The sequence below is a fragment of the Streptomyces sp. CC0208 genome (assembly GCF_003443735.1).
Classification (GTDB): Bacteria; Actinomycetota; Actinomycetes; order Streptomycetales; family Streptomycetaceae; genus Streptomyces; species Streptomyces sviceus.
Genome location: NZ_CP031969.1, coordinates 8,559,433 through 8,580,685, shown reverse-complemented (window position 1 = coordinate 8,580,685; position 21,253 = coordinate 8,559,433). Strand labels below are relative to the sequence as shown.

General features: G+C 71.4%; 15 protein-coding genes. 10 read left to right on the top strand and 5 right to left on the bottom strand.

Features of this window, described 5'->3' with window-relative positions; genetic code table 11:
* The first annotated feature begins 158 nt into the window (after positions 1-158).
* Positions 159-1,280 carry a glycosyl hydrolase 53 family protein gene (locus D1369_RS39410; protein ID WP_037898733.1) on the top strand — a complete coding sequence of 374 codons (1,122 nt, stop codon included), beginning with the start codon at positions 159-161 and terminating at the stop codon, positions 1,278-1,280.
* Between the two features lie 157 nt (positions 1,281-1,437).
* Positions 1,438-2,835, top strand: a complete 1,398-nt coding sequence (locus tag D1369_RS39405; RefSeq protein WP_118083008.1) for a cytochrome P450 — start codon at positions 1,438-1,440, stop codon at positions 2,833-2,835.
* Positions 2,836-2,907: 72 nt separating this feature from the next.
* On the opposite strand, the gene D1369_RS39400 is transcribed toward D1369_RS39405, so the two are convergent.
* From D1369_RS39400 to D1369_RS39390, 3 genes are all read right to left on the bottom strand, one after another.
* Positions 2,908-3,576, bottom strand: a complete 669-nt coding sequence (locus D1369_RS39400) for a YceI family protein (protein ID WP_007379652.1) — start codon at positions 3,574-3,576, stop codon at positions 2,908-2,910.
* 108 nt (positions 3,577-3,684) lie between these two features.
* Positions 3,685-5,277 (bottom strand): cation acetate symporter, encoded by a 1,593-nt coding sequence (locus D1369_RS39395; RefSeq protein ID WP_007379653.1) that lies wholly within the window; start codon positions 5,275-5,277, stop codon positions 3,685-3,687.
* On the bottom strand, positions 5,271-5,705 hold the full coding sequence (locus D1369_RS39390; RefSeq protein ID WP_240436130.1) for a DUF485 domain-containing protein: 435 nt from the start codon (positions 5,703-5,705) through the stop codon (positions 5,271-5,273). Before D1369_RS39390 ends, D1369_RS39395 begins: the two co-directional genes overlap by 7 nt.
* A gap of 512 nt (positions 5,706-6,217) precedes the next feature.
* Between D1369_RS39390 and D1369_RS39385 the strand changes: the two genes are divergently transcribed.
* The 6 genes from D1369_RS39385 to D1369_RS39360 all read left to right on the top strand — a co-directional run bounded on the left by D1369_RS39385 (position 6,218) and on the right by D1369_RS39360 (position 16,465).
* Positions 6,218-7,759, top strand: coding sequence for an acyl-CoA carboxylase subunit beta (locus D1369_RS39385; RefSeq protein WP_118083006.1), 1,542 nt, complete (start codon positions 6,218-6,220; stop codon positions 7,757-7,759).
* A 25-nt stretch (positions 7,760-7,784) separates the two neighbouring features.
* The gene (locus tag D1369_RS39380; RefSeq protein WP_118083004.1) at positions 7,785-9,497 is read left to right on the top strand and encodes a fatty acyl-AMP ligase; all 1,713 of its coding nucleotides are present in this window, start codon (positions 7,785-7,787) and stop codon (positions 9,495-9,497) included.
* Positions 9,494-13,441, top strand: a complete 3,948-nt coding sequence (locus D1369_RS39375; RefSeq protein WP_118083002.1) for a type I polyketide synthase — start codon at positions 9,494-9,496, stop codon at positions 13,439-13,441. Before D1369_RS39380 ends, D1369_RS39375 begins: the two co-directional genes overlap by 4 nt.
* A gap of 22 nt (positions 13,442-13,463) precedes the next feature.
* The gene (locus D1369_RS39370) at positions 13,464-14,387 is read left to right on the top strand and encodes an alpha/beta hydrolase family protein (RefSeq protein ID WP_007379658.1); all 924 of its coding nucleotides are present in this window, start codon (positions 13,464-13,466) and stop codon (positions 14,385-14,387) included.
* A gap of 122 nt (positions 14,388-14,509) precedes the next feature.
* Positions 14,510-15,742: a PucR family transcriptional regulator gene (locus D1369_RS39365; protein ID WP_007379659.1), complete on the top strand. Its 1,233-nt coding sequence runs from the start codon at positions 14,510-14,512 to the stop codon at positions 15,740-15,742.
* Positions 15,743-15,823: 81 nt separating this feature from the next.
* Positions 15,824-16,465, top strand: coding sequence for a cutinase family protein (locus tag D1369_RS39360; RefSeq protein WP_118083000.1), 642 nt, complete (start codon positions 15,824-15,826; stop codon positions 16,463-16,465).
* 63 nt (positions 16,466-16,528) lie between these two features.
* Here D1369_RS39360 and D1369_RS39355 read toward each other — a convergent pair whose 3' ends face one another.
* Both D1369_RS39355 and D1369_RS39350 read right to left on the bottom strand, forming a co-directional pair.
* On the bottom strand, positions 16,529-18,241 hold the full coding sequence (locus D1369_RS39355) for a hypothetical protein (protein WP_050789661.1): 1,713 nt from the start codon (positions 18,239-18,241) through the stop codon (positions 16,529-16,531).
* Between the two features lie 96 nt (positions 18,242-18,337).
* On the bottom strand, positions 18,338-19,297 hold the full coding sequence (locus tag D1369_RS39350) for an AraC family transcriptional regulator (protein WP_118082999.1): 960 nt from the start codon (positions 19,295-19,297) through the stop codon (positions 18,338-18,340).
* 206 nt (positions 19,298-19,503) lie between these two features.
* On the opposite strand from D1369_RS39350, the gene D1369_RS39345 reads away from it, so the two are divergent.
* A complete protein-coding gene (locus D1369_RS39345) occupies positions 19,504-19,845 on the top strand; it encodes an ANTAR domain-containing protein (protein WP_007379662.1) in 342 nt (113 codons plus the stop codon).
* Between the two features lie 238 nt (positions 19,846-20,083).
* Entirely contained in the window at positions 20,084-21,253 is a 1,170-nt protein-coding gene (locus tag D1369_RS39340; protein WP_007379663.1) for an alanine--tRNA ligase-related protein, read from the top strand.

The window sequence follows — 21,253 nt, the reverse complement described above, 5'->3', positions numbered from 1 at the left end:
ACTCAGTCTGTGTACGTACACATGAAAGACGCTCGGCCAGCACCTCTTTAACCACGTAGAAATGCGCCCGACGCATGTATTTACAACCCTGACGCCGACTCCTACTGTGAGCGTTCCCAGACGTCATCCACATGGTCATGTCAGACAAGGAGGTCGGGATGACCGTCACAGGTCCGCGCCGCCTCGCGAGGACCGCCATGCTCCTGGCGGCACTCGCCCTGCCCGCATCCCTGCTCACCACGTCCACCAGCGCCTCCGCCGCCGGGACGCTCACCATGCGCGGTGCCGATGTGTCGACCGCCCAGCGCGCCCTCGACCTCGGTGCCAAGTACTACGACGCGAGCGGCACCGCCAAGGACCCGCTGGACATCCTCAAGGGCCTCGGCGTCAACTACGTCCGCCTGCGGGTGTGGAACAACCCCGCCAGCGGCTACAACAACAAGGCCAAGGTGCTGTCGTACGCGAAGCAGGTGAAGGCCAAGGGGCTGAAGCTGCTGGTCGACTTCCACTACTCGGACACCTGGGCGGACCCGGGCAACCAGAACAAGCCCGCGGCCTGGGCCGGCCACACGATCGGCCAGTTGCAGACCGACGTCTACAACTACACGTACGACGTCTGCAACAGCCTCAAGTCGCAGGGCACCACCCCGGACAGCGTGCAGATCGGCAACGAGATCAACGTCGGCATGCTGTGGAACGAGGGCAAGGTCGTCAACAACGACTTCACCAACCTCAGTCTGCTGCTCAAGTCGGGCTACAACGCGACCAAGGCGTGCAACAGCGCCACCCAGGTGATCATCCACACCGCCGACGCCGACAGTGATGCCAACGCCCGCTGGTTCTACGACGGCATCAAGGCCAAGGGCGTCAACTGGGACATCACCGGGCTGTCCTACTACTGCCCGTGGCACGGCACGATCGCCAACATGGGCAGTGTCGTCGCCGACATGAAGTCCCGGTACGGCAAGGACGTGGTCATCGCCGAGACGGCCTACCCGTTCACCTCGGCCAACGCGGACAGCACCGCCAACTCCATCACGACGGGCTGCTCGGGCTACCCGCTCAGCTGGCAGGGCCAGGCGGACAACTTCACCGCCGTGCAGAACGCGGCCCGCAGCAACGGCGCGATAGGGGTCTTCTACTGGGAGCCCACCTGGTACGCCGTGACCGGCAACGGCTGGGACCCGGCCGACGTCAACAACAGCGGCAACGGCTGGGACAACATGGCCGTCTTCAACTGGACCGGCCATGTGAACCCGAACATCAAGTGGACCCCGTAGGGGACGACTTCGCACCGGAGCGGCACCGTCCTCGGACGGTGCCGTTCGTCGTGCCCCCGGCTTCCCGAAGCGAGGCATCAATAATCACCCCCCGCCATGGATACAGCGCAGGCGGTCACATTACTCTTGCGTAGCGCCTGACCGAGGGAAGGAAGTCATGGGGGTTCAACTGGACAGCGGATCGGCGGCCGGCCACGAGTCGCTGGAGTCGATGAGCCTCGAACCGCTCATGACCCGGGACTACGAACGGGACCCGGCGATCGTGTACGAGCGGCTGCGCCAGGCACACGGCCCGGTCGCGCCGGTCGACCTGCTGGGAGTGCCCGTCTGGCTCGTGCTGGGCTACGAGGAGGCCTACGAGGTCCTCCGTGACGACCACGCCTGGCCCAAGGGGCTCGAGAACTGGCGGGCGCGGCGCGAGGGGCGGCTGCCCGAGGACTGGCCGCTCGCGCCGTCGCTGGACGTCAACCATGTGCTGATCCAGGGCGGTGAGGGCTACCGGGAACTGAAGGTGGCCTGGGACACCGCCCTGCGGCCCTTCCAGGACCCCCGGCACCCGGTGGCCAAGCGGCTCAAGGCGCAGATCACCCGTGACGCCGACGAACTGATCTCCCTGTTCACCCAGGGCGGCCGTACCGGATGGGCGGATCTGTCCGCGCAGTTCTCGCGGCCGCTGCCGCTCATGGTCGCCAGTCATCTCCTCGGCTTCCCCGGTTCGCAGCACGACGACGCGCTGATGGACATGTGGCGGGTGCTGGACGCCGGTCCGGACGCGGGGCCCGCCCTGGAGCGCCTGCTGGCCACGCTGTCGGAGCTCGGCGCGTGGAAGATGAAGGAGCCCGGCGACGACTTCCCCTCCTATCTGCTGGCCTCCCATCCCGGCCTGAGCGTCGAGGAGTTGTCGCGCGAGCTGATGATGCTGCTCGGGATGACCTCGGACCATGTCGGCATCCTGATCTCCAACACGGTCGTCGAGGTCATCACCGGCAACCTCCCCGCGAGCGCCAGCCTGTCGGCGGGGCTGATCAGGGAGACCATGAACCGGGTGGTGATGCAGAAGCCGCCGCTGATCAACTTCGTGCCGCGGTTCCCGCTGAAGGACATGCGGCTGGGCAACTACACCGTCGCGGCGGGCGATCCGGTGTGGGTGTCGGTCGGCGCCGCGCACGCGGATCCCGCCTTCGCGGGGAAGGTCTGCCCCGAGTCGACGATCAGCACGCGGGCCCATCTGTCCTGGGGTGCCGGCCCGCGGCAGTGCCCGGCCCGGGAACTGGCCGGGGGCGCGGCGGCGATCGGTGTGAGCAGGCTCTTCGAGCGCCTCTCGGGGCTGGAGTTGTCGTTGCCGGTCGACCAACTGCCGTGGCGCTCGTCGCCGTTCATGCGCGGTCTGCGGTCGCTCCCGGTGCGGTACACGGTCTCGGGCACGCCGGCCCAGCCCGTGCCTCCTCCCCCGCCCCTGCCCGCGGCGGCCGGCGCCGCCCCGGCCGACGAGGCCGCCGGACGGCCGCGCTCGTCGCTGTGGCGCTATCTGGCCGGGCTGGTGCGCGGGCGCTGACAGCCCCTGAGCACGGGAGCGGGCCACGAACTCGTCCGAGTCCGTGGCCCGTTCCGAGCGTCGGGTCCCGGGTCAGCCGACCGGAGGCGTGCGGATCGCGGCGATGTCGAACTGCAGGCGTACCTTCTCGCTGACCATGGCACCGCCCTCGGCGAGCCGGGTGCTGTAGGTCAGGCCCCACTCGGAGCGGTTGATGGTGGTGGTGCCGTCGAAGCCGGCCCGCTGGTAGCCGAACGGGTCGGTGACATGGCCTATGTAGGTGAGTTCCAGGACCACGGGACGGGTGGTCGCCTTGATGGTGAGGTCGCCGGTCATCCGGTACACGTCCGGGCCGACCACGTCCACGGCGGTGCTGACGAACCGCATGCGCGGGTAGGTCGCGGCGTCCAGGAAGTCCCGCCCCACGAGGTGGCCGTCGCGCTGTTCCACTCCGGTGTCGACGCTGCCGGTGGAGATGATGATCTCCGCCTTCGAACGGGACGGATCGCGGCCGTCGAAGTAGAGGCGGCTCTGGTACTCCAGGAACGCCCCGCGCACGGTGGTCACCATGGCATGGCGTACGGAGAAGCCGATCCTGCTGTGTGCGGGGTCGATGGCCCACTCCCCGGTCAGGGCCGCCAGTCCGGGGTCGGGAAGGACGGCTGTGGCAGTACCCGACGACCCGGTGGGGGACTGGGAATCGTCGGCGGTTTCCGCGCGGTCCGTGCGGCGGAACATGGTGCCACGGTTGAACAAGTTCATACATCACCTAATTACTGCACGGGCGTTGTTGCCGCAAGCCGTGCTCCGCTGTCGACGAAATATCCACGTGTCCGCCACACCGTTCCCGGAAAAGTGGGAAGAAAACGCCTAGTCGGCTCCGACAAGGGTGCGCACTTCGAAGTCCTCGTATGTCTCTTTTGCTTCCGGAGGGCCGAGTATCGAACCCAGCCAGCCGAGGAGGAAGCCGGCCGGGATCGAGACGATTCCGGGATTCTGCAAGGGAAACCAGGCGAAATCGGCGTCCGGGTAGAACGAGGCGGGAGCGGAGGAGACGACCGGTGACAGGACGACGAGAAGGACCGAGGTGAGCAGGCCCCCGCAGAGACTGAGGAGTGCGCCCTGCGCGGTGAACCGCCGCCAGAAGAGGCTGTAGACGAGGGTCGGCAGGATGGCGGACGCGGCGATGGCGAAGGCGAGGAAGGCCAGGGTCGCGGAGTTGGCGCCCCAGGAGACCAGGGCGAGCAGCATACCGAGAACGCCGATGACGGCCGCCGCGAGCCGGGCCACGGCGAGTTCTTCCGTCTCCGTCGCGCGGCCCTTGCGGATCACCGCGCCGTAGAGGTCGTGGGCGAGCGAGGAGGCGGCGGCCAGGGTGAGGCCGGCGGCGACCGCGAGGAGGGTGACGAAGGCGAGGCAGGACAGCAGGGCGGTCAGGACGGCGCCGCCCAGTTCGTGTGCCAGCAGCAGGACGGCCGCGTTCCCCGTGCGGTCGTTGTCCGCGATGGTGTCGCTGCCCAGGACGGCGGTGGCGCCGAGGCCCAGGACGCCGGCCGCCAGACAGACGAGGCTGACCAGGCCCATGGCCCACACCACCGAGGTGCGCAGGACGTCCACCGACTTCGGGGCGAGCAGGCGCATCATCACGTGCGGGAGGGCGGCGAGGCCGAGCACGATGGCCAACTGGAGGCTGAGGAAGTCGAGTTTGCTGGTGACGCTGCCCCCGTAACGCAGCCCGGGCTCCAGGAACCGCGCACCCTGTCCGCTGTTGTCCGCGGCGGCGGCCAGCAGGTTCTCGACGTTCCAGTCGAAGCGGTGCATCACCATCACCCCGGCGACGGTGACACCGCAGATGAGCATGACCGCCTTGACGACCTGGATGAAGGTGGCGCCGGGCATGCCTCCGATGGCGGCGTAGACGATGACGACGGTGCCGATGACGATGACGCACAGGGTCCGGGTGGCGGGGCTGGGTTCGCCGGTGAACTGGGTCAGCAGGGCGACGCTGCCGACGAGTTGGGCCACCAGGTAGAGGGTGGTGACGGCCAGTGTGCACAGCGCCAGGGCGAGACGGACCGGCCGCTGCAGGCGGGTCAGGCGTATCGCCAGGGTGTCGCCGAGGGTGAACTTGCCGGTGTTGCGCAGGGGTTCGGCGATCAGCAGCAGGACCATCATCCAGGCGACCGCGGTGCCGCACAGGTAGAGCAGTCCGTCGTAGCCGGTCAGGGCGACCAGTCCGGTGCTGCCCAGGAGGGTCGCGGCCGACACGTAGTCGCCGCACATCGCCAGCCCGTTGCGCAGCGGGGACATGGCCCGGTTGCCGAGGTAGAACTCGCCGATCTCGTCGCGTTGGGGTGCGGTCAGCAACGCGGTGAACAGGGTCACGACGACCACGGACAGGAAGAGCACGAGCGTCAGCTGGAGGCTGACGCGGTCCACGACGGAGGCGCCGAGCGTCACCATGAGCGGAACTCCTGCTCGCGCGAGGCCGTGCGCGCCTCGAAGGCGGCGCGTTCGCGTGCCGCGGTCTCCTGGTGGCGGACCAGTCCGCGCAGACCGCGGACCACCGGGGTGACCTGGGTGCGCATGTGCACGAGGTAGCACCACACGACGACGCCCATCAGCACGAACTGCCCGAGCCCCAGCGCCAGTCCGAGCGTGAGATGGCCGCTCAGGGGGGTGTTCATCAGGCCGGGCGCGAAGCTGGACAGCAGGACGTACAGCAGGAACCCGCCGACGGCGACAGCCGTGGCCCGGACACCGAAGCGCCGGTGGCTTCGGCGCAGCGTCTGATACGCGGGCCGGCGGGACACCGAGTGCGGGTCCGCCGGTTCGGGGCCCGCTTCGTAGGGGGTCGGCGGCCCGCCGAGCCCCATGGAGTGCCGTGACACATGCACCTTCTTCGCTGCCGGCCGGTCGTGTCCTCAAGGCACGCCGGAGTCATGTCCAGTGCGGATTTGTGGGGGATGCGTGAATGCGGAATTCACGTGATGCGAATTGCGCGCTGGGCAACAAGCCTGTAGGGCGGTCTGCCTGGGGGTCGGGGAGGTGGCGACGACGAGGCCAGGACCGGGATTGTCGCAGCGCCTCCGTTGAACTATCAACGGGCCGGTCGAACCGAATCGGAGAACTGACTCATTCACGTGCTTCGATTCATCCGCCCGGCATCCGACGGCCTGCGAAAAGGCCTCCCCCCGAAATAGGTCTGCACCTTTGCCGAGGCCAGGTTGTCTCAAATGCAGTGCACAGGGGCGCCCTCCGTCGGCACGGGCCCTTGTCACTGACGGACTAAGGCCGGCCGCCCGGGACTCACCTCGCGCAAACAGACCGGCGTTGGGCTCGGCCCGCGCCGGAGGCGCTGCCATATTCGAAGGCCACTTCGGAGGTGGCTGTGACACTAGAGGTGACGACGACACGTCTGCCCGACCGCACCGCCGACCGCGTCCTCGCGCTCGAAGCCCGCCGGGCGCAGGCCGTGGCCGGGAACAGGCCGAGAAGACGCGGCACGTTCGGCGCCCGGGAGCGGATCGACCTGCTGCTGGATTCCGGCTCGTTCACCGAGACCGGTCTGTTCGTCCGAGCCCGGCCGACCGGGGACAACGCCCACCGCCCTTACGGGGACGGTGTGATCACCGGCTACGGCACGGTCGACGGGCGCCCCGTCTGCGTGTTCTCCCAGGACTCCACGGTCTTCGGCGGCAGCATGGGCGAGGCCTTCGGCGAGAAGACCGTGGCCCTGATGGATCTCGCCCTCAGGACCGGTTGCCCGGTCATCGGGCTCAACGACGGCGGCGGCGCCCGCATCCAGGAGGGCGTCGTCTCGCTCGCCCTCTACGCCGAGCTGGTGCGCCGCAACGTCCAGGCGTCCGGGGTGATCCCGCAGATCTCCGTCGTCCTCGGCCCGTGTGCCGGAGGGGCCGCCTACTCACCCGCCATCACCGACTTCACCGTGATGGTGGACGGCGCCTCGCACATGTTCGTCACCGGGCCCGACGTCATCGAGGCGGTCACCGGGGAGCGCACCAGCGCCGAGGAGCTGGGCGGCGCCCGCACCAGCAACTCCCTCAACGGCAACGCCCACTTCCTCGCAGCCGACGAGACCGAGGCCCTGGACACGGTACGGGAGCTGCTGTCGTACCTGCCCGTCAACAACCTGGAGCGGCCACCGCAGTACGCCCCGCTGCCACCGCCCGACGGCGTGCCGCTCGACGAGCTCGTGCCGGACCGGCTCGGGCAGGCCTACGACATGCGGGACATCCTGCGCGCGGTCGTCGACGACGGTGAACTCCTGGAGGTCCAGGAGCTGTTCGCGCCGAACATCATCTGCGCGCTGGCCCTCGTCGAGGGCACCTCCGTCGGGGTCGTCGCCAACCAGCCGCTGCACGCGGCCGGGGTCCTGGACATCGACGCCTCCGAGAAGGCCGCACGGTTCGTACGGTTCTGCGACGCCTTCGGCATTCCCCTGCTGACCTTCGCCGACGTGCCGGGCTATCTCTCCGGGGTCCGGCAGGAGCAGGCCGGGATCATCCGGCGGGGTGCCAAGCTGCTGTACGCGTACGCCGAGGCGACCGTGCCGAAGGTGACGGTGGTGGTGCGCAAGGCGTACGGCGGCGGGTACGCGGTGATGGGCTCCAAGCACCTGGGCGCCGACATCAACCTCGCCTGGCCCACCGCGCGGATCGCGGTGATGGGCGCCGAGGGCGCGGTGGGCGTGCTGCACCGGCGCGAACTGGCCGCCGCCGACGACCCCGAAGCGTTGCGGGCCCGTCTCGTGGACGCCTACGAGAGCACCCACGGGACGCCCTATCTCGCCGCCGAACGCGGCTACGTCGACGCCGTCATCGCCCCGCGCGACACCCGTGCCCACATCTGCCGTGCCCTGCGCGCGCTGCGCGGCAAGCGCGCCCCGATGCCGGAACGCCGGCACGGCAACATCCCGCTCTGACCTGCCTCGCGAGGAGACCTGCCCGATGGACATCCGCCGTCCCCCGCTCGCCCCCGCGTTCCGGAGTCTGCCGGAGTACGTACGCCACTGGGCCGGGGCCACCCCGGAGCGCCGCGCGTTCACCTTCGTCGACCATCCAGCCCCGCACTCGCGCGGTGTGCACCGCACCCTGACCTGGCGCCGGCTGGACGTGCGGGTACGGGCGGTGGCCGCCCGGCTCGCCGAGGAGACCGAACCCGGGGCCCGGGTCGCGGTGCTGTGCCCCCAGGGGCTGGAGTACGTCACCGGCTTCCTCGGAGCGCTCGCGGCCGGCATGGTCGCCGTGCCGATGTATCCGCCCGGCCTGCCCGGGCACGGTGACCGGCTGGCGGCCGTCCTGGCCGACGCACAACCGGCCGTGTTGCTGACGACAAGTCAGGTTCTGGACCAGGTAGGGGACTTGTGCGGCGGCTCGGGAGCACGGGTCGTCGCCGTCGACCAGGTGCCCGACGCCGCCGCGGCGGAACTGCCGCCTCCCGGCGGTGAGGTCGCCTACCTCCAGTACACCTCCGGGTCGACGCGCACCCCGGCGGGTGTGGAGATCGGGCACGCCAACGTCGTCGCCAACGCCCGCCAGGCGCTGGGCGCCTACGGCGCCGACGTCCATCCCGTGACCTGTGTGGGCTGGCTGCCGCTCTACCACGACATGGGCCTCGTCCTCAGCGTCGCCGCCCCGGTGGTGCGCGGGCTGCTGTCGGTGCTCATGGACCCGGTCGCCTTCCTGCACGAACCCGCGCGCTGGCTGCGGCTGCTGTCCGCCCATCCGCGGGCGCTGAGCGCGGCGCCCAACTTCGCCTACGACTACTGCGCCTCGACGGTGACCGAGGACCAGAAGGCGGATCTGCGGCTCGACGGAGTCATGGCGCTGATCAACGGCAGCGAGCCGGTCCGTCCCACCACGGCCGACAGGTTCCAGGCCGCCTTCGCCGCTCAGGGTCTCGGACCCACGACGCACTGTCCGTCGTACGGCCTCGCCGAGGCGACCGTGTTCGTCAGCGCGGCCCGGCCCGGGGAGCCGGTGCGCCGGTTCGCCCTCGGCCGGGACGCGCTCGCGGAGGGGAAGGCGCTGCCCGCCCGGCCGGACGATCCCCGGGCCGTGCTGCTGGCGGGCTGCGGTACTCCGGTGGGCCAGGAGGTCCTCATCGTCGATCCGCTCTCCGGCGCCCACCTGTCCGAGGGCGAGGTCGGCGAGATCCAGGTGCGGGGTCCCAACGTGGGCCGCGGCTACTGGAACCGGGACGAACAGACCCGGCGCGTCTTCGGCAGGGACGGACGGCTGCGCACCGGTGACCTGGGGACGGTCCTGGACGGGCAGCTGATCGTCACCGGCCGGCTGAAGGACCTCATCGTCGTCGACGGACGCAACCACTATCCGCAGGACCTGGAGGCCACCGTCCAGGACGCGCATCCGGCGGTACGGCGCGACCGGCTCGCCGCGTTCGGGGTGGCGGGCGGCTCCGGTGAGCGGGTGGTCGTGGTGGCCGAACACGCCCGGACCACGAGCCTCGCCGAGATCGACGTACCGGAACTGGCACGGGCCGTGCGTGCGGCCGTATCCGGGCGGCACGGGCTGCGGCTCGCCGATGTGCTCCTCGTCCCGCCGGGCACGGTGCCGCGGACGTCCAGCGGCAAGGTGTCGCGGGCGTTGACACGTGAGCGTTATCTGGCGGGCGTCTACGCGGCGGGCGGCGCCGCGTGAGGGCCGTGGACGCGGGCGCGGTGCGCCGGCTGGTCGCGGAGCGTGTCGCCGGGTGGACCGGCACGGCCGTCGAGGACGTTCCGATGGACCGCCCGCTGGCCGACCTCGGGATGTCCTCGCGGGACGCGGTCGCGCTGGCCGGGGATCTCGCCCGGCTGGCGGGACGGGAGCTGCCGCCGACGTTGCTGTGGGAGGCACCCACCGCAGAGGCTCTGGCCGCGCATCTGTGCCGAATGCCGACGCCGAGTGCGCCGCCTGCGCCCGCCACGGTCGCTCCTCCCTCGGAGCCCGTCGCCGTCATAGGGGTCGGCTGCCGTCTCCCCGGCGGGGTGCAGGGCCCCGCGGACTACTGGCGGCTGCTGACCGACGGCGTCGACGCGATCAGACGGGTCCCCGCAGACCGCTGGCGCGACTTCACCCCCTTCCCGCCCGAGGACGCGCCCCCGTACGGCGGCTATCTCGACGACATCGCCGGGTTCGACGCGGACTTCTTCCGGATCACCCCGCGCGAGGCGACCGTGATGGACCCGCAGCAGCGGATCCTCCTGGAGGTGGTCCACGAGGCGCTCGGGCACGCCGCCGTCCCCGCCGCGTCCCTCACGGGCACCGCCACCGGTGTCTTCGTCGGGGTCTCCGCCCCGGAGTACGGCTCGCTCACCGGCGCCGACCCGGCGGCCGTCGACCCCTGGGCCCCGGCGGGCGGTGCGCTCAGCGTGACCGCGGGCCGGCTGGCGTACGTGCTGGACACCCGTGGGCCGAGCATGGCCGTGGACACCGCCTGCTCCTCCTCGCTGGTCGCGGTGCACCACGCCTGCGTGAGTCTGCGCACCGGCGAGAGCGACACGGCGATCGCCGCGGGCGTCAACCTGCTGCTCTCCCCTGTCGTCAGCATGGCGTTCCGGCGGGCGGGCGCCCTCGCCCCGGACGGGCGGTGCAAGCCGTTCTCGCCGGACGCGAACGGCATCGGACGCGGCGAGGGCTGCGCGGCCGTCATCCTGAAGCGGCTGTCCGACGCCGAGCGGGACGGCGATCGCGTGCTCGCCGTCATCCGCGCCACGGCCGTCAACTCCGACGGCCGCTCCAACGGCCTCCTCGCCCCCAACCCGGCGGCTCAGCAGGCCCTTTTGACCACCGCGTACGCACGGGCCGGACTCACCCCCGCCCACGTCGACTACGTCGAGGCGCACGGCACCGGCACCCCGCTCGGCGACCCGATCGAGGCCGGCGCGCTCGGGGCGGTGCTCGGCGCGGACCGCGACCCCGACCAGCCGCTGCTGCTCGGTTCCGTGAAGTCGAACCTGGGGCACCTGGAGTCCGCCGCGGGCGTCACCGGGCTGGTGAAGACCGTGCTCGCCCTGCACCACGACGTCATCCCGCCGTCCCTGCACTGCGCCGAGGGCAGCGCCCTGGACGACGTACGACTGCGGGTGGTCACCGAGGGCGAGCCCTGGCCGCGCTACGCCGGTACGGCCACCGCGGGCGTCTCCGGGTTCGGGTTCGGCGGCACCAACGCCCATGCGGTACTGGAGGAATGGCGGCCCGGCATCCTGCCCGCGCGCCCGGCCGAGGAACCCGGCGCCCGGCTGCATCTCCTGTCCGACGTGGACGGGGAGCGGCTGCGGGACACCGCGGCCCGGCTCGCCGACTGGCTCGGGACAGCGACCGCGCACCCCGCCGACGTGGCCCGCACACTGGCCGGACGGACGGGCCGCGGAGGCGTCCGCGCGGCCGTGGTCGCCGGGGACCGGGACGAACTCGCGGACGGACTGGCCGCGTTGGCGCAGGGCCGCCCGCACGGCCGGGTCGTGACCGGTGAGCGTGATCTCGTGGGGCCGGGACCGGTGTGGGTCTTCTCCGGGTACGGCAGCCAGTGGGCCGGCATGGGACGCCGGTTGCTGGCCGAGGAACCCGCCTTCGCCGCCGCCGTGGAGAAGATCGACGCGGAGTGCGGCCTGTCCCTGCACGACCGTCTCGCGTCCGGGAGCGAGCTGGACAGCCTGGAGGTGGCCCAGCCCGTCCTGTTCGGACTCCAGGTGGCGCTGGCCGAGTTGTGGCGTTCCTACGGCGTCGAACCCGCCGCCGTCATCGGCCACTCCCTGGGCGAGGTGGCCGCCGCCGTGTGCGCGGGCGCCCTGGACGTGGCGGAGGGCGCCCGGATCGTCGCCGAACGGGCCCGGCTGCTCAGCCGGCTGCGGGGCGGGGCGATGGCGGTCGTCGACCTCGACGACGGTGAACTCGACGCCCTGGCACGGGACTTCCCCGGTGTGCATGTCGCCGTTCACTCCTCGCCGGGGCAGAAGGTCGTCACCGGTGAGGAACCGGCGGTGGCGCGGCTCGTGCGGTGGCTGGAGGAGCAGGGGCGGGCGGCCCGGTCCATGCGGGTCGTCGGGGCCGGACACTCGCCCCAGGTCGAGCCGCTGCTGGCCGAGTTGACCGAGTCCCTGACCGATGTCGGCGGCAGAGCACCTCGGGTGCCCGTCTACTCCACCGTCCTGGACGACCCGCGCGGCGACTGTCTCTTCGACTCCGCCCACTGGGCCGCGAACCTGCGACGGCCCGTACGACTGGACCGGGCCGTCGCCGCGGCCGCGGCCGACGGCCACAGGGCCTTCGTCGAGATCTCCCCCCACCCGGTCCTCGCCCGGGCCCTCACCGACAACGTGCCCGGCGCCCTCGCGATCGGCACGCTGCGGCGGGACGCCGACGGATGCGCCGGCTTCCTCACCCAGATGGGAGCCCTGTACTGCGCGGGCGAGCGGCTGCCGCTGCCACCGGGACGGGTCGTCGACCTGCCCGCGCCCCGCTGGAAGCATGTGCGGCACTGGTGGACGGACGGCCGGGGGGCCTCGCCCACGAAGGCGCCGACGCAGGTGCGCCCGGAGATCCGTACGCAGGTACCCGAGGCCCCTGAGGACACCTCCGTCGCCGGCCGCCTGTGCCATCACATCGCCACCGTCACCGGCCACCCCGCCGGCCGGGTCACCCCCGCCACCGCGCTGGCCGACCTCGGGCTCGACTCGCTGATGGCCGTCCGTGTCCGCACCGCCCTGGAGCGCGAGTTCGCCATCGAGCTGCCGCTGCGCGACCTGCTCGGCGCCTCCACGGTCCAGGAGGTGGCCGACCGTCTCCGGACGGGCCCGGTACGCCCGCTGCGCGCCACCGGCAACCGTCCCCCGGTCTTCCTCGTGCACGCCGCCGGCGGAACGACCGACGTCTACCGGGCACTTGCCGAACGTCTGGGCGACGAGCGGCCCGTGTACGGCCTCGAACGTCTCGAAGACGCGCCGACAGTCACCGAGAAGGCGCGCCGCTACGCCGAGGCCGTCACAGCCGTCCACCCCGACGGGCCCTGTCTGCTGGGCGGTTGGTCCTTCGGCGGCTTCGTCGCCCAGGAGACCGCACGGCACCTCACCGCCGCGGGACGGGAGGTGGAGCTCGTGGTCCTCATCGACTCCGTACGCCCCCTACCCCAGCCGGACCGCACACCGGCCGACCGGCTCCGCGCCCACTTCGAGGGGTTCGCCCGCCACGTCCGCGACGCCTACGGGGTCCCGCTGGACCTGCCGTACGACGCCCTCGTCGCGATGGAGGACGACGGTGAGCGCATCGACACCGTGCTGGAGATCCTGCGCGGGTCCGTCGACGTACCGCCCGCCGCCCTGGAGCACCAGCGCTCCTCCTACCTGGACCTGAGGATCGGCGAGGCCCACCGGCCGGGCCGTTACGACGGGCGGGTGGTCCTGTACCGGGCCACCGAGCCTGCCCCGCACACCGTGCGTGACCCCGCCTACGAGCGCGACGACCAGGCGCTGGGCTGGGACGAGGTGTGCCCGCGCCTGACCGTCGTACCGGTCGCGGGACACCACCTGTCGCTGCTCGACCCGCCGCACGTCGACGAGATCGCCGCCCACCTGGGCCAGGAACTCGCCGCAGGGACCCACTGAACGTGATCCGAGGAGAGCCGCCATGCACCGTCGCACCACCGCAGTGTCCCGACGTACCGTCACCAAGGCCGCGGCCGGTGCCGGTCTGGCCGTCCTGTTCGGCGCCCGGACCGCCGCCGCGCTCGGGTCACGCACCGTCGACGTGTCCGTGCCCTCCGCCGCGCTGGGCCGCAGCGCACCGGTGCGGCTGATCCTGCCGTCGGGGTTCGACGCGGAGCCCACCCGCACCTACCCCGTGCTGTATCTGCTGCACGGCGCCCACGACGACTACACGTCCTGGACACGCGAGACGGACATCGAGGCCTTCACCGAGGGCCGGAACCTGATCGTGGCGATGCCCGACGCGGGGCCCACCGGCATTCCCACCGCCTGGCGCGGCGGCCCGGACTACGAGACCTTCCAGCTGAAGGAGGTTCCGGCACTGCTGGCCCGCGACTACCGGGCCTCCGGCGTACGGGTCGTCGCGGGGGTGTCCACCGGCGGCTACGGTGCCATGGCGCACGCGGCACGGCACCCCGGCACGTTCACCGCGGCCGCCTCCTACAGCGGGATCCTCGACACCATGGCACCCGGTGTGCCCGCCCTCGTGGACGCCATCGTGGCCCGCGAGAACCTGGCACCCACCTCGCTGTGGGGCAATCCCTTCCTGAACCTGCTCACCTGGCGCGACTTCAACCCGCGGGACCGCGCGGCGGGGCTGCGCGGCACCGCCCTGTACGTCTCCAGCGGCAGCGGGCTGGTGGGCGGCACGGGCGACTGGCTCCCCGAGGCACTGGAGAGCGCCCTGTGGCCCTCCGCTCACAGCTTCACCGACACGCTCGCGCTGCTGCGCATCCCGGTCACCACGCACTTCTACGCAGGAGGAGGGCACAGCTGGGCCTACTGGAAGCAGGAGTTCACCGCGTCGTGGCCAATGCTTGCGCGGGGGCTGGGGGTGCCGCAGTGATGTCGGTACCGTCGGGGCACGGAACGCAACGCAGGGGACGTCCGTCCAACACAGGACTTACCCCTCGTCCCACGGGCAACGGCCCGCGGGTGAGCCGCTTCCGGGTGAAAGGAGGGTCCCCCTTGGCCACCCCCACACCACGCGGTCTTCCGGAGGACCTCGGGGCCGCCTCCGTGCCGCCGGACCTGGCCGAACTCCTGCGTGGCGACCTGCCGGACGTCGCAGACGAGGTGGAGGAGGAGGTCCGCCGTCAGGTGCCCGAGTACGCGCGCCCGGCCGACGGAACCTACCGCGAACACCTCAGAGCCGGGGTGGTGCAGGCGCTGACCCTGTTCGTCGACCACATCGCCGACCCGCGCAGGCGTGGGGACGAGATCGCGGCGACGTACTACGAACTCGGACGCGGCGAGGCCCTGGAGGGGCGCAGCCTCGACGCGTTGCAGTCCGCGCTGCGTGTGGGCGGGCTGCACGCCTGGCGGCGGATGGGCCGTACGGCGGAGGAGCTCGGCCTCGACTCGGCGGTGGTGTCGGCTCTGGGCGAAATCGCGTTCCGTACCGTTCACGAGGTCGCCGAGGCGGCGGCGGCCGGGTATGCGGAGGCCCGCTCGAAGGACACGGACGAGCTGGAACGGCGGCGCAGACGCCTGCTGGACCTGCTGCTCGGGGACGTGCCGGTCGCGCCGGCCGCCGTGCAGGACCTGGCGCACGGCGCGCGGTGGTCGGTGCCTAAGCAGGTCGCGGTGGTCGCACTCGCGGCCACCCCGGACCAGCGGGAGGAGGACCGGCCGCTGGCCGCCGCGGGGGCACTGGTGGACATGGAGTCCCGGCCGCCGCGGATGCTGATACCCGACCCGGACGGCTCAGGGCGTTTCGGGGGGCGGGCGTTCAGCCTCGCCCTGCGCGGGCGGCCGGCCGCGATCGGGCCGACGGTGCCGCTCGAGGAGGCCGCCCGGTCGCTGCGCTGGGCCACCCGGGCACTGGGGTTGATGGGCCGCGGGATCCTCCCCCGGCAGGGGGTGGTGCGCTGCGCGGACCACCTGTCGACCCTGCTGCTGCACAGCGACGAGCCGATGCTCGACCAGCTGCGGGCGCGGGCCCTCGCGCCCCTCGACACGGTGTCGGAGGGGCAGCGCGAGCGGCTCGCCGAGACGCTGCTGGCGTGGCTGCTCAGCGGTAGCAACGTGCCCGACGTCGCCGCCCGTCTCCATGTCCATCCGCAGACGGTGCGTTATCGGCTGCGTCAGTTGGAGAAAGTCTTCGGCGCGGCCCTGCACGATCCCGGCTCCCGTCTGGATCTCATTCTGGCACTCACCACCGCACAAAAGAACGAGGAATTCCTGAATTCCCGTCCATAACACCGTGCTTGGTCAAGCGAATACCTTCGGGACATCCTTTCCACAGGCGTTTCACACGCCCCACCCGCAAAGGATCCCCCCATGCGTATTCGCTTGTACCTCGCCGCGCTCTCGCTGATCGGCGGGGCGGGAGTGGCCACCGTCACGGCACCCCAGGCGTCCGCCGCGGCCTGCTCGGACATCGACGTCGTCGCCGCTCGCGGCACGTTCGAGCCGGGCACGCTCGGTCTGATCGTCGGCGACCCGGTGTACTCCGCCCTGCAGAGGAAAATCACGGGCCGGAGTCTGACCAGCTACAAGGTGAACTACCCCGCGGACCTCTCCCTCACTTCGGCCGCGCAGGGCAACGCCGATCTGGTGAACCACGTGAACAGCCAGGCCGCTGCCTGTCCGAATCAGCGTTTCATTCTGGTCGGCTATTCGCAGGGCGCGAACGTGGTCGACAACTCCATCGGCATCAGCAGTGCCGGTGCGGTGGTCGGCAGCCCCATCGTGGCGACCATTCCGGCGGCGCTGGAGTCACGGGTGGCCGCGGTCCTGCTGTTCGGGAACCCGATCCGGGCGATCGGCAAGAGCGTCACCGGCACGTACCAGAGCCGCACCATCGACTTCTGCGCCAAGGGTGACCCGGTGTGCGAGGCGGGCGGCAACGACACGCTTGCGCACCTCGGTTACACGGCGAACGCCGACGCGGCGGCCACCTTCGCCGCGGGCAAGGTCTGAGCGACGGCGCGGGGAAGGGCCCGGGAGGAGTTCGTCTCCCGGGCCCTTCCCCCTGCGGTCGGGCTATCGAGGTGTGCGGGCGAACTCCGTGAGGGCGGTGGACACCGGCTCGGGCAGGCCGTTGTTCTGCACCGGTGCCGCCGTCAGCACGTCGAGGTGCTGGTAGCCGTCCGCGATCACGGGGTGCAGATCGGCGGGGGCCCGGCCGGCGAGCAGTCCGTCGCCCGCGAGGACCGTGAGCGTCGGGTGGGCGGTGAGCCCGTCCGGGTGCACGACGAGCCGCTTCACCTGCGGGGAGGTGGACAGTTCGAGGTCGGTGACGAGTTTGGTCGGGAAGTACTGCTCGGTGAAGTCCAGCGGCTGTGCGGCCATGCTGCGCGCCAGCTCCTGGATGTCGGTGACCTCCTTGCCCGCGGCGGTGAACGGCGTCCCGTCCGAGGACCGGTACCCGGGGTCGTCCGGGTCGCCGACACGGTCGTAGTCGCGCCAGGTGTAGAGCGGACCGTGGGGCACGGCCGGGATGGCCTTGTACTCGGTGCCGAAGAGGCCGGGCTGCGACGAACTCCCGTTGGCCGCGGGGAAGTTCTTGTCGGTGATCGGCCCGCCGTCGAAGAAGCCCACGCTGCTCTGGAGGAAGGCGAGCGGCACGGACTGGTCGTCCATCAGCGAGCCGAGCACCGCCTGGTTGGTGAGCCGGAAGTCCTTCACCGCGGGTGAGCCGGTGAGGAAGGTGGCGGTGTCCTTGGAGAACAGGAAGCGGTTGGTGGCCTCGATGTTGGTGTTGGCGGGCAGATAACTCGGCAGGTCCGCCTCGCCGCCCGGATCCTGGAGGGCGCCCACGCCCGCGATGGCGAGCAGGGTCATGGTCTCGGGGTTGAGCAGGACGGGCGCGGACAGCGAGCGCGGGAGCACTCCGCTGTCGAGTCCGGCCTGGACGACGCCGTAACCGAGGCCCACGTCGGGCAGGTTGGTGTCGTCGGGGATGCTGCCGCTCAGGTCGCCGAGCGAGGTGGAGACGGTGGTGTCGAGGGCGAAGTAGCCGGCGCACTGGCTGTGTCCGGCGTCGGCGGTGGTGGCGGGGTCGCCGTCGAAGTCGGCGGCGGCGAAGTAGCCGGTGATGACACCGCCGAGCGAGTGGCCTCCGCACAGCACCTTGTTCTTGCGGACGCCCTGGTCGGGCAGCTCGGCGGCGAGCAGGTCGTACTCGTCGCGTACGGTCTGCTCGATGCCGAGCTTCGCCATCCAGCCGAGCTTGTCGTTGCCGACGAACCCGGCGAAGGTGCGCCCTTCGACCTTCTTGCCGCGGTAGTAGTAGTCGACGGCGGTGTGCTGGTCGCCGGAGGCGATTCCGGTGCGGTCCTCCAGGCAGTTGGAGCGCCGGTCCAGGGCCCAGAACTCGATGTGCCGGCCCTGCTCGGCGGCGCGCGTCACGGTGTTGCGGGCGACGCTGTCGAAGGCTCCGGCGCCCTCCAGGATGCCCGGCTGGGCGACCAGGACCCGGTCGGCGTCGGCCGAGGCGACGGGACCCGACGAGGACCGGTAGCGCAGGTACGACAGCCAGTCGCACGCCGCGGGCCGGGCACCGAAGGACGCCGGCAGGGGGGCTTTCACCCGCACCACGCTCTCGGTGACGCCGGCGCTCGTGGCCACGGCCGTCTCGGTTCTCGCGCTGTCTCCCTGGGCGTCGGGGGACGACACGGTGAGCGCCCCGGTGGTGAGCAGCACCGCCAGCGCGGCGGCACGCCCTCTGCTTCCTGTGCTGCGACTCGTGTTCATGCTGGGACCGTAGGTCGGCGCGGGCCACGCCCTCGGGGGTTGCTCACAAGAACGCAGGGCCCGGCGGGCGCTTTGTCACCAGCCGCAGAGCGGACGTCAGCCGTCGCGCAGAGTACGGCGCGGTGAGCGGTCGTAGGCGTGCCGGTACAGGGTGGCGAAGCGGCCCGGGTGGTAGAAGCCCCAGCGGGCGGCGATGTCGGTGACCGTGCTGCCGTCCTCGGGGTCGGCGGCCGCCAGCTCGTCGTGGGCGTGGGACAGGCGGACCTGGCGCAGGTACGCGAGCGGGGTGCTGTCCAGGTGACGGCGGAAGGCGTACTGGAGCGCGCGGACGCTGATGTGGGCCGCCTCCGCGATCTGGGCGACGGTGAGGGGCCGGTCGGCGTGGTCGTCGATGTGGGCGAGGGCGCGGCGCAGGGCGGCGGGGTGGGCGTCCTGGCGGTCGGGACCGGTGGGGTCGGTGGACGCGGTGTTGGGGAAGGTGGCCAGGACGGTCGCGGCCAGGTGCTGGGCGGCCGTGGAGGCCACCAGGGGCTGGTCGGCGACGGCGGCGTCCGCGAGGACGTGGTCCTGCATATAGCGGATCGTGGTCCGCAGCCGGTCCCCCGCGGCGGGGCTCAGCGGCCGGTGCCCGGTGAGCCGGACCGGTTCGGGGCGCCGGGTGTCCGCGGTCGCCGCGACCTGGGTGAGCAGGTCGGGGTCCAGCATGGTGATGTTGTAGCGGGCCGCGTGGACACGGCCCGCGTAGGACAGCTCGGGCGGGGCGAAGGACACCACGTCGCCGGGGCCGAAGGAGTCCGAGACGCCTTGGTAGACGTGGTCCTCGATGGTGCCCTCGTGGACCACGCACAGGCAGATCCGCCCCAGCGGGGTGACGGCGTAGCTCATGTCGAAGTCCAGGGCGAGCTCGTCGACGCTGACCGAGTCGATGGCGCTGCGGTGGATCCGCGCCCGGCTGCTGTCCGGGGTGCCGTTGCCGATGCGCATCTTCGCGTAGGCGCGACTGAGGAACTCCTCCGTCCGGTCCAGATCGTCGCTGTCGAACGTCAGCGTCTCCATCGCGCCGAAGCCTCCCGTTCTCTGCTCATCATTCGCACATACCCGCGAATGTCGCGATGCTGCGGGTCGTGTTTCGTTTTCTGTCCTGCCAGGTCACAGGGCGTGCGTCCACCGGCTCGTCAGGGACGGTACTAGGCGTGCAGGCTGGAAGGACGGCGTCCGCAGGAGTCGCCGGGCAAGAGGGGGAGAGGGCGACGGGGCGGTGCATGACGCAACACGAAGAGCTGGTTGAGAAGATCGAGGAACTTCAGGCGGAAACCGCTCAGCTCCGGCAGGCCCTTGTCTCGCACGCCGTCGTCGATCAGGCGATCGGCGTAGTCCTGGCCCTCAGCGGTCTCCGCCCCGAGCAGGGGTGGGAGGTCCTCAAGACCGTGTCCCAGCACACCAACACCAAACTGCGGGACGTCGCCCAGCACGTCGTGCGCTGGCCCCATGTCGGCGCTCTGCCCGCGGAGATCCGGCGGGCGTTGCGCAGGGCGCTGGCCGAGGCGCACGCGGCACACGGGGGCCGGGCGCTCGTACGCCCGGAACAGCGGTGCGAGTGCTGAGGCGCCGCCCCTTCCGGGAAAACGGAGTGACGGGCCCAGGACCCCGTGCGTACCGTTGATCGCATGGAGGTCAGCAGCCGTACCCACACCGCAGCCGCGCGAGCGACCAGCTCGCCGGCTGCCGACGCCTGACCTCCCCCTCTCCCCCGGCGGCCGGAAACGGACCGCCGGTGCGGGGCCTCTGGTCGCGCTGTTCCCGTGGTCGTTTCCGGTCCCATGAGACCGAAGGACCACCACCATGGACACGGACCGGACCGTACGCGTCTTCACCGACTTCTACCGCGAGCGCGGACATCACCTGATCACGGGCAGCACGCTGCTGCCGCCGCCGGGCGACCCGGTGCTGTTCACCACCTCGGGCATGCATCCGCTCACCCCCTTTCTGGAGGGCCGCCCGCATCCGCGGGGCCGCCGTCTCGTCAATGTGCAGCGCTGTCTGCGGACGACCGATCTCGATGAGGTCGGTGACTCCACACACCTGACGGTGTTCGAGATGCTCGGGTCGTGGTCGCTCGGCGACTACGGCCACCCGCAGAGCCTTCGCTGGGGGTACGAGCTGCTCCGGGACGGTTTCGGTGTCCCGCACGAACAGCTCCACGTCACGGTCTTCGGCGGTGACGGGCAGGTGGGCCCCGACCTGGAGTCCCTGCGCACCTGGGAGGAGCTGGAGGTCCCCGTGGAGCTCACCCGGGAGGACAACTGGTGGTCCAACGGCCCGGTCGGCCCGTGCGGCCCCGACTCGGAGATCTTCGTGTGGACCGGCGGCACCCCGCCCCGGGGGACCCCCACCACCGACCCGCGCTGGGTGGAGATCTGGAACCACGTGGTCATGCGCTACCGGCGCCACGAGGACGGCTCGCTCCAGCCCCTGCGACGCCCCGGCATCGACACCGGCATGGGGCTGGAGCGCCTGGTCACCGTCCTCCAGGGCCGCGACTCGGTCCACGACACCGATCTGTTCGAGCCCTGGAGGCGCCTGCTGCGGCCCCTGTGGGAGCTCGACGAACCGTCGCTGCGTCTGGTCTGCGACCATCTGCGCTCCGCTGTCGTCGTGATCGGCGACGGGGTACGGCCGTCCAACACCGGCCGCGGTTACGTCCTGCGCCGCATCGTCCGCCGGCTGCTGACCACCCTGCGGCGCGACGACCCGTCCCGCACCCTCTGCGACCTACCGGTCGAGCTTGTCCAGTACACGCTGGAGCACTTCCGGCAGTCCTGCGGGACGGATCTCGTCCGGGACGTGCTGGTGGAGGAGGAACGCCGGTTCGACAGGCTGTTGGAGCGCGGTCGCCGGCTGCTGTCCGGGCCGCGGTACCGGGGACCGCTGAGCGGGGAGGACTACGACTACCTCCACGACACCCACGGCCTGCCCCGCGACCTGGTGGACGGCCTGCGCCCGGAGGGGTGA

Coding starts and splice junctions, on each gene's coding strand:
- D1369_RS39360 (WP_118083000.1), top strand. CDS start 15,824: ATGCGTATTCGCTTGTACCTCGCCGCGCTCTCGCTGATCGGCGGGGCG.
- D1369_RS39400 (WP_007379652.1), bottom strand. CDS start 3,576: ATGAACTTGTTCAACCGTGGCACCATGTTCCGCCGCACGGACCGCGCG.
- D1369_RS39350 (WP_118082999.1), bottom strand. CDS start 19,297: ATGGAGACGCTGACGTTCGACAGCGACGATCTGGACCGGACGGAGGAG.
- D1369_RS39345 (WP_007379662.1), top strand. CDS start 19,504: ATGACGCAACACGAAGAGCTGGTTGAGAAGATCGAGGAACTTCAGGCG.
- D1369_RS39340 (WP_007379663.1), top strand. CDS start 20,084: ATGGACACGGACCGGACCGTACGCGTCTTCACCGACTTCTACCGCGAG.
- D1369_RS39370 (WP_007379658.1), top strand. CDS start 13,464: ATGCACCGTCGCACCACCGCAGTGTCCCGACGTACCGTCACCAAGGCC.
- D1369_RS39380 (WP_118083004.1), top strand. CDS start 7,785: ATGGACATCCGCCGTCCCCCGCTCGCCCCCGCGTTCCGGAGTCTGCCG.
- D1369_RS39355 (WP_050789661.1), bottom strand. CDS start 18,241: ATGAACACGAGTCGCAGCACAGGAAGCAGAGGGCGTGCCGCCGCGCTG.
- D1369_RS39410 (WP_037898733.1), top strand. CDS start 159: ATGACCGTCACAGGTCCGCGCCGCCTCGCGAGGACCGCCATGCTCCTG.
- D1369_RS39405 (WP_118083008.1), top strand. CDS start 1,438: ATGGGGGTTCAACTGGACAGCGGATCGGCGGCCGGCCACGAGTCGCTG.
- D1369_RS39395 (WP_007379653.1), bottom strand. CDS start 5,277: ATGGTGACGCTCGGCGCCTCCGTCGTGGACCGCGTCAGCCTCCAGCTG.